Raw genomic sequence first — 16,764 nt, forward strand, 5'->3', positions numbered from 1 at the left:
AACTCCTTCAGTCCGGCAGGACGGAATCGCGGGTTTCGGGTACCAGGGGAAGCAGCAGCAGGCCCAGCACGAAGGCCAGGGCGGTAGCCGCCAGCGGAAGTGACAGTGACCCCGCGGCATGAATGGCGAAGCCGAGCACGAAGGTGCCCGCGGCCGCGAACCAGCGGGAAATCGTGGTGGTGAAGGCGAAAGCGGTGGCGCGGATACTCGTTGGATATTGCTCGGGCAGCCAGATGGTGAAGACCGCGAAATTCGCGCCGCCGAACCCGAGTATCGGCAGTACGGCGAAGACCAGCGTGATACTGCCCAGCGGATAGGCGATGGCGTACAGGCCGATGATCCCGACCATCATCAGCACGAAAAGCAGTGCCAGCGCGCCCTTCCGGCCGAGCCGGTCGACCAGTCGCGGCGTGCACAGGCAGCCGATAATGGTGAAGATCGCCGACAGCGCGGCCGAGGCGCCGGCCAGCATGGTGACCGACGAGGGTTCCCAGCCCGCGCGTTTGGCCATATCGGTGACCGCGGTCGGCACATAGGTCGCCGTCGCCCACAGCCCGATCACACAAACCACCAGCAGCAGCAGATTCCCGATGGTGCGGCGCCGGTATTCACCGGACAGGATCGCGCGCATCGGCGCGAACAGTGACTGCCGTTGGCGCTGCGCGGATTTCGCCTGCCACCGGGCGGGTTCCTCGGTATTGCGCCGGATGAACAGCACCATCAGCGCCGGCACCAGCCCGAGCAGGAACAGGCCGCGCCAGCCCAGCAGCTGACCGAACGCCAGATAGATCACGGCGGTGGCGAGCTGGCCGATGTAGTTGGCGGAGTGCAGGATTCCGCCGAGTTTCACGCGCAGCCGCTCGGGAACCGCCTCGGCGACCACGGTGCCGGCCATGGCCCATTCGCCGCCGATGCCGACCGCGCACAGGAATCGGAAGGCCATCCACTGCCAGACGTTCGTCGACAAGCCGGCCAGGGCGGTGAAGAGCGAGAACAGCAGGATGCTGCCGATCATGGCGGGCTTGCGGCCGAAGCGGTCGGCGATCGGGCCCCAGAGGAAGGAACAGCCCCAGCCGAGCAGGAAGACCGCGCCGCCGAGCTGGCCGTAGAAGCCCACGTTCGCGGTCGTCGGCTCGACGCCGGTGCGGGGCAGCAGATCGGTCAGGGTCGGTGCGAGGACCAGGCCGAAGGTGGCCAGGGTGAAGCCGTCGACCGCCCAGCCGCCGAAGGAACCCAGGAAGGCATTGCGCTGCGCCGGGGTCATCGGGGGTTCGGGATCCGGGGGTGCGGGGTCGTGGTGTCCGCCGGGTGCGACGGGTTCATTGAATGCGGTCACGGTCACCATCTCCCTTGGTCCATATTGTGGACCGACGTGCTACGATGCGGTCCACGAACCATATGAGGCGGCTCACACCGCGTCAAGAAGAGGAATGAGCGTGAACAGCGTCACCACCGCCCTGCGCGTCTTCGAAGAGGTCGCCGCGGCACAACCTGCGGGCCTCAGCGACCTCGCACGCAGGCTCGATACCCCGAAAAGCACTGTGCAGCGCTGCCTGAAAACGCTCGAGGCCGCGGGCTGGGTACGAGCCGCACCCGACGACTCGGGCCGGTGGGTGATCACCGGTAAGGCGTTCAGCATCGGCAGTGCCGTCGCCGCGGGGGCGGATCTGCGGGCCGTCGCCATGCCGATCCTCAGCGAGCTACAGGCTCAGACCGGCGAGACGATTCACCTGGCCCTGCCCGACGGCGATGAACTGGTCCTGATCGAACGACTCGACAGCCCACACCAATTGCGCGCATTCCTGCCACTGGGCACCCGGCTGCCGCTGCATGCGGCCTCGAACGGCAAGGCATACCTGGCCTCGTTGCCCGACAACGAGATCGAGGAAGTCCTGCGCCGCGACCTCGACCGGCGCACCCCGCGCACGATCACCGATCCTGACGCACTACGCGAGGAGATCGCCGAAATCCGTGCGCGCGGCTACGCGATCACCGAACAGGAACTGCACGACGGCATCACCGCCATCGCCGTCGCACTTCGCCTGGGCCGCAGTGGCCGCACGGCGGCGAGCTTCAGCATCTCCGGGCCGAGCCTGCGCATCACACCGGATCTGTACGAGGACTACGGACGCCAAGCGCTCGAAGCGAAAACCCGCATCGAGCGCTTCCTCGGCGCCTAGCCCTGCGGCTGTTCCGCGAGGGGCAGGGCCTCCAGGCGAGCCAGCAGGTCGCGTTCGTAACGCTTGGCCTGACCTCGGCTCATGCGCAGTGAATAGCGCAGGGCGGCACGCGCATTGCGGCGGCCGCCCGCGGTGAGCAGGGCCGACAGATTGGCCTCCGGGCCGAGCGCACGTGCCGCCGGCAGAGCGATCACGCCGCGGAACCATTGGCGTTCGGTGCCCAGGACCCAGCGGTAGGCGATGGTGAAGATCGCCGCGTCGACCAGGACCGGCAGGAAGATCACCAGCAGGCCCGGGCCCGGCGGATGCGGGGCATCGAAGATGACGTGCATGGCCACCGCCAGCAGATAGAACATGGCGAACATGCCCAGCCGCCAGGACCAGGGCCGATCGGTGCGAGACATGAGCACCACGATGCCGACACCCGCCAGCGCCGACATGGCCCAGTGCGAAGTGAACGCGGTGATCAAGCGCAGCAACGCCACAATGATGGTGTCCGACGCCGGATGCTGCGGCGACAGCAGCGCCGTCTGCGTGCTGTACAGGCAGTCCTCCGCGATCTGCGCACCCAGCCCCACGAACCCACCGAGCAGCAGCCCGTGCATCGGCCGGGTCAGCAATGGCCGGAAAAGCACCGCCACCACCGCAATACCGATGGCCTTGATCAACTCCTCATCGATCGGAGCCGAAATCGCCGCCTGCCAATTCACGGCGAACGCATCCCCACCGAGATTCGTAACCACCCGCGTCACATGATCATTCGCCCACATGGACAACCCGGGCCACACCGTCGCACCCCAGATGAACCCCATGACCAGCGGCGCGAGTATGAACCCCCGAGCATGGAACCCATCCAGCCACAACAAAATCCGCCAGATCATCAACAACGTCAGCGCCGTGATCGGAACAGCCGCCAACGCCGCAGGCATCGCATACCAAACCTGCCCGAACGCCTGCAGCACGAACAGAATCGGCCCACCCAGCACCGCCAGGCAATACACCCAGAACAAAAGCGACCGAGGCTGAAACCAATTCACCCGCACCCGCCGCGGAACCGCTCCCCCACCAGGCGGATTCATCGGGACGCCAGGCGGATTCGTCCCCACACCACCCGGATACGCGGCCCCGGTAGGCGGATACGCGCCCCCAGCAGGGGGATACGCAACACCGCCCGGGTACATGTGACCGCCGGGCGGATACACCCCCGCGGTGCCCGGATACGCACCCGCGTTGGGCGGATAGCCGCCGCCGCCCGGATACACACCCGGACCACCCGGATACGCGGCTCCAGAGTGCGGATATCCGCCCACACCACCCGGATACACGTGGGCACCTGGCGGATACATTCCAGGAACACCCGAGTACGTGCCCGCAGCAGGCGGATACGCTCCTGCACCACCCGGATACACGCCCGCAGGGGGCGGATAACCACCCGCGCCGGGCGGGTACATTCCTGCCCCGCTCGGATTCACCCCTGTCCCCGGCGGATACACCCCGGCGCCGCCCGGTTGCATGCCCGCGCCGGGCGGAGTCACGCCCGTGCCCGGCGAGTGCATTCCCGCGGCACCCGGATCGACTCCCCCGCCAGGCGGATTCGCGCTCCACCCTCCGGATTGCGGGCTCGCGGCCTCGGACTTCGGGCGCTCGGTGCCCGGCCACACACTCACGCCTTCAGGCTTGGCGCTCGTATCGGCCGGAGTCACTCCCGTGCCATCTCGGTGCGCCTCCGCGGCACCCGGATTCGGGGTTGCGTCAGGGGGATTCACGTCCACGCCGGTGGGCTGGGTGCCGTCCGGGGTCGGGCCCGTACCGGGCTCGTTCATGCCTGCACCGCCTGGGCGGATTGCAGTACCGCGTTGATCAAGTTGCGTCCGGCCTCCGGTGTCGTGCCTGCCACGGTGACGGTGACCGCGACGTCGCCACTGTAGGCCACTGCGCAGACGCCGCCGGTCAGGTCGGGGAGGACGCAGGTGAGGCCTTGGAAGTTGCCGGCATCGACTACGCCGCCGTCGAAGTCGACCTGTTCACCACCCGCGCGGAGCGGGAGGAGCAGGCGGGGAGCGGCGGTGTCGAAGTCGGTGATGCCGTCCACCACCTGGATGGCCAGGCGCTGATTGTCGGAGGTCGAACGCAGCACCGTCGTGGACTGGTCGCCGGTGGCGACCTGTTGCATCGCGGCCGGGACCGCGAAGCGGACGCCGTTGTCCGGGTTGGGGCCCGCGTGGATGGCGCCCACACCGGTGGCGGTGAGGGTGACGTGTGTGCCTGCGGCGACCGCGGTCTCGCGGGTCGGTACGGCCGCGTCCAGCAATGGCGGTACGACCAGTACGGCTGCCAATGCGCCGGCCGCGGCCAGCGCAGGCAGCACCGAATACACAAGGCGCATGGTGCTTTCCAGCCTCTCGGAATTCCTCTAGCAACGCCAGAGCACGGCCGGCATATGCCGGACGCCCGGTTCGCATCACCAAGCGTCCGAACACCGCGCTTTTGCCAAGAGTTAACCATAATTTGCAGCCCGGAGCAGGAAAGCAGCACACCGGTGACCGCCTCTTTATCGGAGCTTGGCCAACGCCCTTGACAGGCGCTTCCCCGCTCCTCCCTAGAGGAGTTTCGCCAGCGCGGAGAGCGGCCCCGGCAGGCCCTCCGCATGCTTCTTCAGCCCGGCCGCCACGGGATTCGGCGTCTCGGCCCGCAGCCGGTCGAGTTCGGCCTGCATGGTCGCGACGGTCTCGTCGTAATAGCCCTCGACCAGTTCCGTGTCCTCCGGATCGCCCGGCTGGGTCGACCAGTCCAGCGCGGGCAGGAAGCTCACCTGCACGGAGGCCGGCAGCGGCACCTGCGGCAGGATCGGCGCGACCCCGAAGGGCAGGCCCAGGGTGACCGGAAAGACCTTGGCGCGCACCAGCTTGTCCAGCTGCAGCAGCTTGGCCACGCCCTCGCCGCGGCTGAGCACGAAAATGGAGTCGTGCCCGCCGTTGGCGACCGCCGGGATGACCGGCACCCCGAGTTTCAGCGCCAGCCGGATGAAGCCCTTGCGGCCGGCGAATTCGATCTGCCCGCGTTCGGTCCACGGCCGGCAGGCTTCCCAGTCCCCACCCGGGTAAACCATGACCGCGCCACCGTCCTTGAGGCCCTTCGCGGCGGCCTCCTGCGACGCCGCGATCACCCCGAATTTCCGCAGACTGTCACCGAGAACCGGTGCGCGCAAAAGGATTTCGTGCGCGACGCCGTAGCTGGGCTCGTCCGGGCGGCGCTCCATCATGGCCATGAAGGTGATCCACACCTCGGGCGCCCAATAGATGGACGAATGATTGCCGATGACCAGCGCGGGCCCGGAAGCGGGCAGATTCTGCAGACCGGTGACGGTCGGGGTGAAGTAGTTCGTATATGCCCGGGCCAGTGGCATGAGGGGGTGTTCGGGGTTCGCCATTACCGCTTTTTCTTCGCTCATGAGTCGTTTCCTGTCGATCGCGTCGCCGGTGGACGGGCGGCACGCGTCGGCCCTCGACATCGCGAAGCCGACGTCGAGACGAATTGAATTGCCCCCGGTTACATCCCCATTGATAGCTCCGACGGCCGCGCGTACGCGGTCCGGTACAGCGTGCGGACGTCGCTGCGTTGCGACAGATGCCCGTCACCGTCCTCCTGCCCTGCCGACGTTATCAACACAAGCAGTTGCTTGGTGGAGATTGTGCGGAATCCAACACCCACAAGGCATTCCGGAGCAGGCATGTCTCCAACCACGCAGGTCGACACGCGAGCTGCGACGAAATCCGTTGCAGGCGCTCGAAAACCGTAAGAATGACCAAGCCGCGCCGTCCACGCCGGCAGCACGGCCTACCCTGGCCCTGTGATAGCGATCGAGATATCGGTCCGCGCAGGATCCGTCGACAACCAGGTACCCGCCTACACCTCGACCGAGGTATGGATCGGGTCGGCAATCCTGCTGCTCGTGCTGGCGGTCGTGCTGTTCTTCATCCTGCGATCTCGTTAGGGCCGCCCGATCCGATTCGAATCGAGCGGCCCCACATGCGCGAGATGAATGCTCTGATGCGCATATATCAGTAGAGGAATAGTACGAACCGGTCGCGTCGGCTTCGGTCAGTCGCGACCCTTGCGACGGAACAGCACACCGGCCGCCAGATACCCGGCCAGGCCGATGCCCGCACACCAGGCGATCGCGGTCGGCGCCTGATCCCCCACCGGGGTGCCCATGAGCAGTCCGCGCATCGTCTCGTTGATCGAGGTGATCGGCTGATGTTCCGCGAATCCGCGCAGCCAGCCCGGCATGGTGTGCACCGGCACGAAAGCACTGCTCACATAGGGCAGGAACATGAAGATGAACATGAAACCGTTGGCCGCCTCGGGGTTCGCCGCGAGCAGACCGAGCGCGGCGGCCACCCACGAGAGCGCGAGGACGAAAAGCGCCAGCATGCCCACGAACCCGAGCCAGCGCAGCGGATCGGCGGTGGGCCGGAAGCCCAGCGCCACCGCCAGCAGCACCACCAGGCCCGTCGTGACGAAGTTCCGCAGCAGGCTCTCGAGGATGTGCCCGGTGAGCACCGCCGAACGCGAGACCGCCAGCGTCCGGAAGCGATCGATAATGCCGCTGTGCATATCGAGGGCCACCGCGACGGCGGTGCCGCCGGAACCGAAGCCCGCGCACATCAACAGGATTCCCGGTACCACATAGTCGATATAGGAACCGCCGCCCACATTCATGGCGCCACCGAAGACGTACACGAACATCAGCAGAATCGTCACCGGGACCGCGATGGTCATGATCATGCCGTCCGGGCTGCGGAAGGTGTGGCGCAGATTGCGGCCGACCATGGTGGCCGAATCCTGGGCCGAGCGAACGAGAGTGGTCACAGCTGCGCGCCTTTCGCGGAACTTCCGGTCAGGGCGAAGAAGACATCGTCGAGATCCGGTGTGTGGATGGCCAATTGGTCGATGGTGATGGCGTGGTCGTCGAAATGTTCGAGCAGTTTGCGCAGATCGCCGACGCTGCCGTCCGACGGCACCTGCAGCACCAGCTGATCCGGATCGGCCTCGGCCATCGGCACCGCGCGGGCGGCCGCGGCCAGGCCGTGTTCGTCGGTGAAACCGAGGCTGATGTGCCCGCCCGGCACCAGGCGCTTGAGCTCACCGGCGGTGCCTTCGGCGACGATGCGGCCGCCGTCCAGCACCGCGATGCGATCGGCGAGTTGATCGGCCTCCTCCAGGTATTGGGTGGTGAGGAAGATGGTCACGCCGTCGGCCACCAGGCCGCGGATGGCCGCCCAGAGGTCGCGGCGGCTGCGCGGGTCCAGGCCGGTGGTCGGCTCGTCGAGAAAGACGATGCGCGGCTCGCCCATCAGGCTCATGGCGATGTCCAGGCGGCGGCGCATACCGCCGGAATAGGAGCCGGCCCGCTTGCGCGCCGCCTCGGCGAGGCCGAACTGTTCCAGCAGATGCGTTGTGCGCCTGCGCGTTTCCTTCCTGTCGAGGTGCAGCAGCCGCGCCACCAGGTGCAGGTTCTCCGCGCCGGTGAGGACCTCGTCGACGGCGGCGAACTGGCCGGTCACGCCGATCAACGCGCGTACCGCATCCGCCTCGCGCACCGGATCGCGGCCGCCGACACGCACCTCTCCCCCATCGGGAGAACTCAGTGTGGTGAGGATGCGCACGACGGTCGTCTTACCCGCGCCGTTCGGGCCGAGTAGTGAAAACACTATTCCCGCAGGAACATTCACGTCTATCCCGCGTAGGACGGCGTGCTCGCCGAAGCTCTTCGTCAGGCCGGACACTTCGATGGCCGGCTGAAGTCTGGATGTTGCCATGGGGAACCCCGATCAGAAACTGTGTATGAGTTACACTTTCTGTTTATAGGCTACACAGTTTTGGGGATGGCGCAAGATGGCAGCAGAAACCACGACAGGAGGTCAGATGGACACGCCCGCCGAGCCCACCCTGCCCAAGGCAGCGAGGTTGCTCTGGGACCTGGACGATGCGGGCAGCCGCGGACCCAAACGCGGGCTCAGCCTCGATCGGATCCTCGAAGCCGCGATCGCGATCTGCGACGCCGACGGCTATAGCGCACTGTCCATGAGCCGGCTCGCCAAGGAACTCGGCTTCACCACCATGTCGCTGTACCGCTATGTCGACAGCAAGGACACCCTCGCGATCGTGCTGTTCGACCGGGTGGTCGGCCCGCCGCCCGAACTTCCGACCGGCGAGGGCTGGCGGGTCGGGCTGAGCGCCTGGGCCCGCGCCGAATTCGACTACATTCGCCTCCACCCGTGGTGGCTCGACCTTCCCCTGTCCGCTCCCCCGTTCGGGCCGAACAACATGGCATGGCTGGAGGTCGGCCTGCAAACGCTCGCCGAGGTCCCGATCCCGGAACCACTCAAACTTCAGCTGGTGACGAACCTCTCGCTCTACGTCATCGGCCGCGCGAAGTTCATCCGCGACAGCACCCTGCAGGCCGCCGACGAGTTCGACTACGCCGCCATGCTCGCCGAAGTACTGGACCCGGCACGTTACCCGCTCGTCAGCCACGCCATGACCAGCCGCGCCTTCGAAGCCGACGACATGGACTGGGACATAGCCGATTTCGACTTCGCCCTCGATCGCCTACTCGACGGCTACGAACAGTTCATCGTCAAACATACGTAAACATTGTGTTGACCAGCCCGTTTCGGCTTGACCGGGCGCCCGCCACCCCCTCACTATTGCCCTCGTCGGCCCACGCTGCTGGTTGCGTGGGCCCTTTGCCGCAGCGAGGAGGTGGCCGTTGTGGCTTTCCGAAACACGATCGACGCGACGCCCCCCGGCGTACACGCCGCATACACCGCGATAGCCCTGACCATCACCCTGATAGCCCTGGCCGCCGCCTTCGTCCTCGGCGCCACCCCCGCCACCGCCGGCGGCCTCCCCTCCGGCATCACCGGCGGCCTCCCCGCCTGGCCCAGCACAGCCACCCCGGTAGCCTGCGCCGACATCACCGAGGACACCCCCAACCCGGCCTGCGGCGACGCCATCGCAGTCGACGGCATCGCACCCTGATCTCCGACACGAAAAGCACTGAGCGAGTAGGAAACTCGCCCAGGCGGACCCTGCCGCCGCTTCAGCCGCCCAGTCTCGCGACCGCGCCCAGTGCGCGAAACCGCCCGCAAAGAAGTATAGTAATACCTATACTGCCTCGCGTGGCAGACCAGGACTGGGACATCTACGTGGTCGATGAGGTCCGCGAATGGATCATGCAGCTGGAGGATTCCGACTTCCGCAGAGTTGTGCAGGCACTCGGTACGAGACTTACCTGAAGGAACGCCGAGAGGAAATGGAGGGTCCGCAATGAGCGGATACTCGCGGTGGCGCGACATTCGCCCGGAGCTCGTCGACCGCGCGGGCGGTGAGGATGCCGTCGCCGCCGGCAAGGAAGAGCTGCTCGCCGAGATAATCGGGCATCGCCTTGCCGAGATCCGCAGGTCACGGGGGATGACACAGCAACAGCTCGCCGAGCGGATGGGCGTCACGAAGGGACGTATCTCGCAGATCGAGCAAGGCCAGATCGCCGGCTACGAACTCCTCGCACGATACGCCGCCGCGCTCGGCGGACGACTGCGGCAGAGTATCCAATTCGATGACGGCGAGGTCGAGGCCATCGCTTGAGGTGGATTTCAAACGGCCCGGGTGACCTGACATCACCCGGGCCGATTGCTCACTTCTTCCGTTCGCGCTTCTCGCGGACGCGGACGTTGACGCGGACCGGGGAGCCGTCGAAGTTGAACTCCTCGCGGAGGCGGCGTTCGATGAAGCGGCGGTAGCCGGCCTCGAGGAAGCCCGTGGTGAAGAGGACGAACGTCGGGGGGCGGGTGGAGGCCTGGGTGGCGAACAGGACTCGGGGGAGGCGGCCGCCGCGCATGGGGGGCGGGGTGGCGGCGATGACCTCTTTGAGCCAGTTGTTCAGGCGGCCGGTGGGGATGCGCTTGTCCCAGGACCCCAGGGCGGTTTCCATTGCGGGAACGAGCTTTTGGACAGCGCGGCCGGTTTGGGCCGAGATGTTCACGCGCTGGGCCCAGCGGACCTGGACCATTTCGCGATCGATCTCGCGCTCCAGCATTTCGCGGCGGTCCTCGTCGACCAGATCCCACTTGTTGTAGGCGATCACGAGGGCGCGGCCGGTCTCCTCGACCATGCTGATCACGCGCAGATCCTGCTCGGTCACCGGCTGCGAGGCATCGATCAGCATGACCGCCACCTCGGCGGCCTCGATGGCCGAATGCGTACGCAGCGACGCGTAGTACTCGTGACCCGAAGCATTGCCGACCTTGCGGCGCAGACCCGCGGTATCCACGAAACGCCAAGGCTTACCGCCCAATTCGACGATCGAATCGACCGGGTCGACGGTGGTGCCGGCGACATTGTGGACGACCGAACGCTCCTCGCCCGACAGCTTGTTCAGCAGCGAGGACTTGCCGACATTCGGCTTACCCACCAGCGCCACACGACGCGGACCGCCACCGGCGAAACCACCCTCACGCGGCGTCTCCGGCAGCGCCTCCAGGATCGCGTCCAGCAGATCGCCGGTGCCGCGGCCGTGCGTGGCCGACACCAGGAACGGCTCGCCCAGACCCAGCGACCACAGCGCGGCCGCATCGGCCTCGAGCTTCTCCGAGTCGACCTTGTTGGCGACCAGGATCACCGGAGTCTTGGAGCGGCGCAACACCTTTGCCACCGCCTCATCGGGGGCGGTCGCGCCGGTGGTGGCATCCACGACCACCACGATGGCGTCCGCGGTCTGCATGGCGACCTCGGCCTGCCGGGCCACCGACTGCTGCAGGCCCTTGGCGTCCGGCTCCCAGCCGCCGGTGTCCTGCACCAGGAACTTGCGGCCGGACCACATGGCCTCGTACGAGATGCGGTCGCGGGTCACGCCCGGGATATCCTCGACCACCGCTTCGCGGCGGCCCAGAATACGGTTCACCAGAGTCGATTTGCCGACATTCGGGCGGCCCACGATGGCCACCGTGGGCATGGGAATGTGCTCGGCGTCCTGCTCGCCCTCGAATTCGGCGATGTCCCACTCGGATTCATCCGACCAGATGCCATCACCGGCGAAGGTGTCCTGCGTCACTGCGCGCCTCCTGCCGAAATCTGTTCGGCCACGACGCGATACAGCTCGTCGATGACCTCATCCATGTTCAGTTCGCTGGTGTCGACCAGCACCGCATCCTCGGCCGGACGCAGCGGGGACACCGCGCGGGTGGAATCGAGATTGTCGCGGCGCTGCACATCGGCCAGCACCGCCTCGAAATCGTCGCCGCGACCCTCCGCGATGTTCTGCGCATTGCGGCGCGCGGCCCGCGCCTCGGCGGACGCGGTCAGATAGATCTTCACATCGGCATCGGTCAGCACGACGGTGCCGATATCGCGGCCCTCCACCACTATCCGGCCCGCCGACACCGCGATCTCGCGCTGCAACGCGACCAGCTGCTCACGCACCTCCGGCACCGCCGACACCGCGGAGACGGCCTTGGTCACCGCATTGCCGCGGATCTCGTTCGACACATCCTCACCGTCGAGCAGGATCACCTCGCGGCTCGGATCGGTGCCGATGGTCAGCGGCAGCTCCTTGACCGTCACCGCGATGGCCGCGGGATCGGTCAGGTCCACGCCGCTGCGCAGCACGCGCAGCGTCGCCACCCGGTACATGGCGCCGGTGTCGAGGTAGCGGGCCTCCAGCCGGGTGGCCAGCCGGCGCGACACGCTCGACTTGCCGGTGCCCGACGGACCGTCCATGGCGACGACCAGCGGCGCCGAACCCGTCAGCGCACCGGTCGTGTCGATCAGACTTCCCACACCGTTCACAACGACACCGCCTCGTAGAGCTTCCCGATTTCGTCGCGACCCAGCACACGCAACGTGCCCGGCCGTTGATCGCCGAGCGCGACCGGTCCGATATGCGTGCGCACCAGCGCGGTCACCGGGTGGCCCACCTCGGCCAGCAGCCGGCGCACGATGTGCTTACGGCCTTCGTGCAGCACGACCTTCACCAGCGACTTGCCGGGGCCGACCTCGAGCACCTGGAACTTGTCCACCTTCGCGGGGCCGTCGTCCAGCTCCACGCCATCCCGCAGGATCTTGCCGATATCGCGGTTGACCTCGCCGTTGACCGTCGCCAGGTAGGTCTTGGAGACCTCGAAGGACGGGTGCATCAGGCGGTGCGCCAGATCACCGTCATTGGTGAGCAACAGCAGGCCCTCGGTATCGGCGTCCAGCCGGCCGACGTGGAAGAGCCGCTGCCCGGCCGCGATTCGCTCCGCGACGATATCGCCGACACACGGGCGGCCCATCTCGTCGGACATGGTGGACTGCCAGCCCTTCGGCTTGTTCAGGGCCAGGTACACCTGCTCCTCGCGGACGACCACGCGGACGCCGTCGACGCGCACCACGGCCGTCTCGGGGTTGATGCGCAGGCCCTGCTCACGCACGATCTTGCCGTCGACCTCGACCCGGCCCGCGTCGATCATCTCCTCGGCGGCGCGACGGGACGCGACGCCCGCCTTCGCGAGGACCTTCTGCAGGCGCTCGCCCTCGCCCCACGGGAGCTTGTCCGGGCCGCTGGAATCGGTCTCGACATGCTGGCGGCGGGCCGGCTTCGCATTGCTGATCAGCACCGGGCCCGAAATCTGACGCTGCGGCTTCGGTGTCTTCTTGGCCGGAGTGTTCGGCGAAGTGTGCGGGGCCAGCGGGCTACCGCCGCCGATCCGGCCACGCGACGCGTTGCGATCCTGGCCGAAGCCCGCGCGATCCGGTCCGAAACCGGTGCGGCCCTGCGTATTCCGCGAATCCGAGCGACCCGACGCACCGCGTGCGCCACCGCGCGAATCCGAACTCCACTGACCGTCACGACCCGATCCACCGGCGGACGAACCGCGACCGGCGGCAGCACCGCGGCCCGCGGAATTGCCGTACGAGGAGGAGTTGCCACCACGCCCCTGGCCCGCACCGCGCGAACCGCCGTAGCCGGAATCGCCACGCGAACCACCGGCGTAGGAGGAGTTGCCGCGACCCTGGCCTGCGCCACGGGAATCACGCGAACCGCCACCGTACGAGCCACCGCGCGAATCGGATCCGCCACGGCTACCGCCACCGGCGTACGAGCCACCGCGTGAGTCGGAACCACCACGGCTGCCACCACCGGCGTACGAACCGCCACGCGAATCGGAACCACCACGGCTGCCACCACCCGCGTACGAGCCACCACGCGAATCGGAACCGCCACGGCCCTGGCCGCCGCTGTACGAGCCACCACGGCTGTTGCCGCCGCTGCCGTACGAAGAACCGCCGCGACCCTGGCCCGCGCCGCGCGAATCACGCGAACCGCCGCCGTACGAGCCGCCGCGGCTCTGGCCGCCGCGGCTATCGGAACCACCGCGCGAATCGCCGTAGCCGCCGCGGGTGTCGGAGTTGCCGCCGCGCGAACCGTAACCGGAATCACCGCGCGAATCGGCGTTGCCGCGGCCCTGACCGGCGCCGCGAGAGTTGTTGTTGCCCCACTGGGAGTCGCCGCGCGAGCCACCGCGGGCGTCGTATGAGCCACCGCGGGCCTGTGCGGACCGTTCGGTCCGGCCTCGGGCGGTGGCGCGGGAACCGCTGGGCGGTTCACTTCCACGTTTACTACGGTCCGGTGTGCCATCTCGGCGAGCGGGTGTATTCACGTTGTCCTAGTCAATCCTCGGTGCCGAGGTCTATCTGTCCCTCGGCAGGTTTCTTGAGCCGGGTGTACCGGGGATCGGTATCCAAGCTCTCGTTGATCTCGTCGATCAGGTCGACGCCCGGCAACAGCGGCGCCAACGGCGGTAGATCCGCCAGGGACGCAAGTCCGATCCGTTCCAGGAACAGCTCGGTGGTGAGGTACTGAGTGCCGTTGGTATCCGGGTCCGTTCCGGCCTCCGCGATCAGCCCCCGCGCCAGCAGGGTCCTGATCACGCCATCCACATTCACACCGCGCACCGCACTCACACGGGCTCGGGTAACCGGTTGACGGTACGCGATGACCGCCAAGGTTTCCAAAGCGGCGCGTGTGAGCTTCGACCGTGCGCCATCCAAAAGCATACGTTCCACATACGGCGCGAACTCGGTCCGCGTGTAGTAACGCCACCCGTCACCGACAAATCTGAGATCCATGCCACTACGCCGCGCCGTCAGCTCATCCGACATCTCCCGCAACGCGGTCTCCACCCGGATCGGATGATCCCGCAACGCCGACGCCAGCAAATCCACCGGCGCGGGCGCGTCCACCACCAGCAGCATCGCCTCCAGCGCCGACCGGAACTCGCCCTCGTCGAGCTGCTCCTCGTCCTCGTCGGCCTCCTCGTCCGAGAACGGCGCCGAGTCGGCTTCCTCCGGATCCGGCTCGGCAGCAGACGCGGCATCGGCATCCGGGTCCGGTTGCGTCACAGCGGAATCCGCGGCCGGGCCCACGGCCTCATCCTGCTCGATGGCCCGGGTCGGGTCGGTGGCGTCGGCCGGATTCTGCATGTCGCCCAATTCCTGCACTGCCTCGCTCATCCGTAGTCCTCGTCAATGGTCACGGGCTCCGCCGGGAGGTCCGCCAGCTCACCCATCCAGCTGATCCGGAGCGGGCCCAAGGGGTCGGGCTGGTCGAATTCGATAGTCTTGCCGCGGTACAGCTCCAGCAGAGCCAGGAAGCGGGCGACGATCTGGATCGGTGCGTCGCAGTCGATGCACACCTCGTGGAAAGTCGTCCAGCCGCCGGCGCCGCGGTTCTTCAGCATCTCCAGCACCAGCGCGGCCTGTTCCGCGATCGAAATGGAGTGCGCGTGGATGTGATCCAGGCCCACCCTCGGTTTCGGGCGCGGCCGGAACACCGTGGCGGCGACATCCGCGAACCCCGCGGCGTCAACACCCAGCGTAACCTCCGGCAACAGCGCCAGATACCGGTCCTCGAGCGAGACCGCACGCGGATAGCGCTGCAGCGCGGCCGACTCCAGCTCGCTGAGCAATACGGCGACCTGTTTGAAGGCGCGGTACTGCAACAGGCGGGCGAACAACAGGTCACGGGCCTCGAGGAGTTCCAGGTCGTCCTCGTCGGTGACCTCACCGGACGGCAACAGCCGCGCCGCCTTGAGATCCAGCAGGGTGGCGGCGATGACCAGGAATTCGGTGGTCTGGTCGAGGATCTTGTCCGCGCGCAGGCCCTGCTCCTCGGACAGGCTCGCGGTCAAAGCCTTGGTGTAGATGATGAACTCGTCGGTCACCTTGTGCAGGGCGATCTCGGTGACATCCAGGCGCCTGCTGCTGATCAGCTGCAGCAGTAGGTCGAACGGGCCCTCGAAATTCGAGAGATGCAAATGGAATTTGCCCGATTTGTCGGAATCATCCGGTGCGGCAGGCGCATTCGGCGCCGCCGGGGCCGACCCGGAAGCGGCGATATCCCCGAGCACCGAGTCTGCGGCCGGGCCCGATTCGGGCACAGCAGTGCCCGGGGACGGTGAATCATCCCCGGGCAGGGTGGAATCGGCGTCCGCCGGGTCGTGCTCGGACGCTGGCTGGAACGAATCGCTCAACGGCCCGACCGGTTTATGACTTCCCGCGCCATCGCCCGATACGCTTCCGCGCCACCGGATTTCGGCGCCCAGGTGGTGATGGGCTCACCCGCGACAGAGGCGTCGGGGAAACGGACCGTGCGCGAGATGACGGTGTCGTACACGAGGTCGCCGAACACCTCGACCACGCGCGTCATCACCTGGCGCGAATGCAGTAGACGGGCATCGAACATGGTGACAACGATGCCGTACAGGGACAGCTCCGGATTCAACCGGTCCCGCACCTTCTCCACGGTGTCATTGAGCAGCGCCAGTCCGCGCAGCGAAAAGTATTCGCATTCCATGGGAATGATCACACCGTCCGCGCACGCGAGCGCGTTCACGGTCAGCAGGCCCAGCGACGGCTGACAGTCGATGAGGATGTAGTCGTAGCGGCTGCGCAGCGGGGCCAGCGCGCGCCCGAGCGTCTGCTCCCGGCCGACTTCGTTGACGAGCTGGATCTCCGCCGCCGACAGGTCGATATTGCTGGGCAGCAGGTCCATGTTCTCGACCTTGGTGTTGATCAGCACATCGTCGACGGTCACCTTGCCGGGACCGACGAGCAGGTTGTGCACGGTCTGATCGAGATCGTGGTGCGCCACACCGAGACCCGCCGACAGCGCGCCCTGCGGATCCAGATCCACCAGCAGCACCTTGCGCCCGTATTCGGCCAGCGCCGCACCGAGATTGATGGTGGAGGTGGTCTTTCCGACGCCGCCCTTCTGATTGCACATGGCCACGATCAGCGCGGGGCCGGTGTGGTCCGCCGGGGGCGGCTCCGGGATCTCACGCAACGGGCGACCGGTAGGACCGGTTACCGCGCTGTCGGAGACCACATCCGGGGCCTCCCACAGTGTTTGCGCGGCGGTTTCGATCCGCTGGCCCGCACCACCGGTAGTCGTCACGTCCGCTGCTCCTTCGACGTTCCTGGCCTAGCTTCGCCCACCACGGTGCCGTGGACGACGCGCCCGGCCGCGTGTGCGGTCCGG

At 67.3% G+C, this 16,764-nt stretch carries 17 protein-coding genes; 5 read left to right on the forward strand and 12 right to left on the reverse strand.

The genetic code is table 11. The annotated features are described in order from the left end of the window. Positions 1–7: 7 nt before the first annotated feature. Positions 8–1,336 carry an MFS transporter gene (locus ACIP5Y_RS00475; protein WP_400346306.1) on the reverse strand — a complete coding sequence of 443 codons (1,329 nt, stop codon included), beginning with the start codon at positions 1,334–1,336 and terminating at the stop codon, positions 8–10. A gap of 94 nt (positions 1,337–1,430) precedes the next feature. Here ACIP5Y_RS00475 and ACIP5Y_RS00480 point away from each other — a divergent pair, with 94 nt between their 5' ends. Beyond that, positions 1,431–2,180 carry an IclR family transcriptional regulator gene (locus ACIP5Y_RS00480; protein WP_400346308.1) on the forward strand — a complete coding sequence of 250 codons (750 nt, stop codon included), beginning with the start codon at positions 1,431–1,433 and terminating at the stop codon, positions 2,178–2,180. On the opposite strand, the gene ACIP5Y_RS00485 is transcribed toward ACIP5Y_RS00480, so the two are convergent. From ACIP5Y_RS00485 to ACIP5Y_RS00495, 3 genes are all read right to left on the reverse strand, one after another. Further along, complete coding sequence (locus ACIP5Y_RS00485; protein ID WP_400349019.1) at positions 2,177–3,181, reverse strand: PrsW family glutamic-type intramembrane protease; 1,005 nt, start codon at positions 3,179–3,181, stop codon at positions 2,177–2,179. The genes ACIP5Y_RS00480 and ACIP5Y_RS00485 overlap by 4 nt on opposite strands. 818 nt (positions 3,182–3,999) lie before the next feature. After that, entirely contained in the window at positions 4,000–4,566 is a 567-nt protein-coding gene (locus ACIP5Y_RS00490; RefSeq protein ID WP_400346310.1) for a hypothetical protein, read from the reverse strand. A gap of 213 nt (positions 4,567–4,779) precedes the next feature. Then, positions 4,780–5,631, reverse strand: a complete 852-nt coding sequence (locus tag ACIP5Y_RS00495) for a lysophospholipid acyltransferase family protein (protein WP_400346312.1) — start codon at positions 5,629–5,631, stop codon at positions 4,780–4,782. A 399-nt stretch (positions 5,632–6,030) separates the two neighbouring features. On the opposite strand from ACIP5Y_RS00495, the gene ACIP5Y_RS00500 reads away from it, so the two are divergent. Then, entirely contained in the window at positions 6,031–6,174 is a 144-nt protein-coding gene (locus ACIP5Y_RS00500) for a hypothetical protein (protein ID WP_400346314.1), read from the forward strand. Positions 6,175–6,281: 107 nt separating this feature from the next. Here ACIP5Y_RS00500 and ACIP5Y_RS00505 read toward each other — a convergent pair whose 3' ends face one another. Then, complete coding sequence (locus tag ACIP5Y_RS00505; protein WP_400349021.1) at positions 6,282–7,013, reverse strand: ABC transporter permease; 732 nt, start codon at positions 7,011–7,013, stop codon at positions 6,282–6,284. Between the two features lie 35 nt (positions 7,014–7,048). Further along, complete coding sequence (locus ACIP5Y_RS00510; protein WP_400346316.1) at positions 7,049–8,002, reverse strand: ATP-binding cassette domain-containing protein; 954 nt, start codon at positions 8,000–8,002, stop codon at positions 7,049–7,051. Between the two features lie 106 nt (positions 8,003–8,108). Here ACIP5Y_RS00510 and ACIP5Y_RS00515 point away from each other — a divergent pair, with 106 nt between their 5' ends. The 3 genes from ACIP5Y_RS00515 to ACIP5Y_RS00525 all read left to right on the forward strand — a co-directional run bounded on the left by ACIP5Y_RS00515 (position 8,109) and on the right by ACIP5Y_RS00525 (position 9,833). Then, positions 8,109–8,837, forward strand: a complete 729-nt coding sequence (locus ACIP5Y_RS00515) for a TetR/AcrR family transcriptional regulator (protein WP_400346318.1) — start codon at positions 8,109–8,111, stop codon at positions 8,835–8,837. Between the two features lie 120 nt (positions 8,838–8,957). Continuing rightward, positions 8,958–9,227 (forward strand): hypothetical protein, encoded by a 270-nt coding sequence (locus ACIP5Y_RS00520; RefSeq protein WP_400346319.1) that lies wholly within the window; start codon positions 8,958–8,960, stop codon positions 9,225–9,227. 288 nt (positions 9,228–9,515) lie between these two features. Continuing rightward, the gene (locus tag ACIP5Y_RS00525; RefSeq protein ID WP_400346320.1) at positions 9,516–9,833 is read left to right on the forward strand and encodes a helix-turn-helix domain-containing protein; all 318 of its coding nucleotides are present in this window, start codon (positions 9,516–9,518) and stop codon (positions 9,831–9,833) included. Positions 9,834–9,882: 49 nt separating this feature from the next. Here the strand turns inward: ACIP5Y_RS00525 and der are convergent, their stop codons facing one another. The 6 genes from der to ACIP5Y_RS00555 form a co-directional block, all read right to left on the reverse strand. After that, positions 9,883–11,298, reverse strand: a complete 1,416-nt coding sequence (gene der / locus ACIP5Y_RS00530; protein ID WP_400346322.1) for a ribosome biogenesis GTPase Der — start codon at positions 11,296–11,298, stop codon at positions 9,883–9,885. After that, positions 11,295–11,963 (reverse strand): (d)CMP kinase, encoded by a 669-nt coding sequence (cmk, locus tag ACIP5Y_RS00535; protein ID WP_400349022.1) that lies wholly within the window; start codon positions 11,961–11,963, stop codon positions 11,295–11,297. Before cmk ends, der begins: the two co-directional genes overlap by 4 nt. A 65-nt stretch (positions 11,964–12,028) precedes the next feature. Further along, the gene (locus tag ACIP5Y_RS00540; protein WP_400346324.1) at positions 12,029–13,885 is read right to left on the reverse strand and encodes a pseudouridine synthase; all 1,857 of its coding nucleotides are present in this window, start codon (positions 13,883–13,885) and stop codon (positions 12,029–12,031) included. A 10-nt stretch (positions 13,886–13,895) separates the two neighbouring features. Then, a complete protein-coding gene (scpB, locus tag ACIP5Y_RS00545; protein ID WP_400349023.1) occupies positions 13,896–14,708 on the reverse strand; it encodes an SMC-Scp complex subunit ScpB in 813 nt (270 codons plus the stop codon). Between the two features lie 26 nt (positions 14,709–14,734). Then, complete coding sequence (locus ACIP5Y_RS00550) at positions 14,735–15,622, reverse strand: segregation and condensation protein A (protein ID WP_400349025.1); 888 nt, start codon at positions 15,620–15,622, stop codon at positions 14,735–14,737. Positions 15,623–15,753: 131 nt separating this feature from the next. Next, on the reverse strand, positions 15,754–16,629 hold the full coding sequence (locus ACIP5Y_RS00555; RefSeq protein WP_400349027.1) for a ParA family protein: 876 nt from the start codon (positions 16,627–16,629) through the stop codon (positions 15,754–15,756). Positions 16,630–16,764 lie beyond the last annotated feature (135 nt).

The sequence above is a fragment of the Nocardia sp. NPDC088792 genome (assembly GCF_044750615.1).
In the GTDB taxonomy this organism is placed as follows: Bacteria; Actinomycetota; Actinomycetes; order Mycobacteriales; family Mycobacteriaceae; genus Nocardia.

Bases quoted from the DNA above. Each gene is read 5' to 3' on its own strand.
- ACIP5Y_RS00480 (WP_400346308.1), top strand. From the start codon at position 1,431: ATGAGCGTGAACAGCGTCACCACCGCCCTGCGCGTCTTCGAAGAGGTC.
- ACIP5Y_RS00490 (WP_400346310.1), bottom strand. From the start codon at position 4,566: ATGCGCCTTGTGTATTCGGTGCTGCCTGCGCTGGCCGCGGCCGGCGCA.
- ACIP5Y_RS00495 (WP_400346312.1), bottom strand. From the start codon at position 5,631: ATGAGCGAAGAAAAAGCGGTAATGGCGAACCCCGAACACCCCCTCATG.
- ACIP5Y_RS00505 (WP_400349021.1), bottom strand. From the start codon at position 7,013: ATGGTCGGCCGCAATCTGCGCCACACCTTCCGCAGCCCGGACGGCATG.
- ACIP5Y_RS00510 (WP_400346316.1), bottom strand. From the start codon at position 8,002: ATGGCAACATCCAGACTTCAGCCGGCCATCGAAGTGTCCGGCCTGACG.
- ACIP5Y_RS00515 (WP_400346318.1), top strand. From the start codon at position 8,109: ATGGACACGCCCGCCGAGCCCACCCTGCCCAAGGCAGCGAGGTTGCTC.
- ACIP5Y_RS00525 (WP_400346320.1), top strand. From the start codon at position 9,516: ATGAGCGGATACTCGCGGTGGCGCGACATTCGCCCGGAGCTCGTCGAC.
- cmk (WP_400349022.1), bottom strand. From the start codon at position 11,963: ATGGACGGTCCGTCGGGCACCGGCAAGTCGAGCGTGTCGCGCCGGCTG.
- scpB (WP_400349023.1), bottom strand. From the start codon at position 14,708: ATGCAGAATCCGGCCGACGCCACCGACCCGACCCGGGCCATCGAGCAG.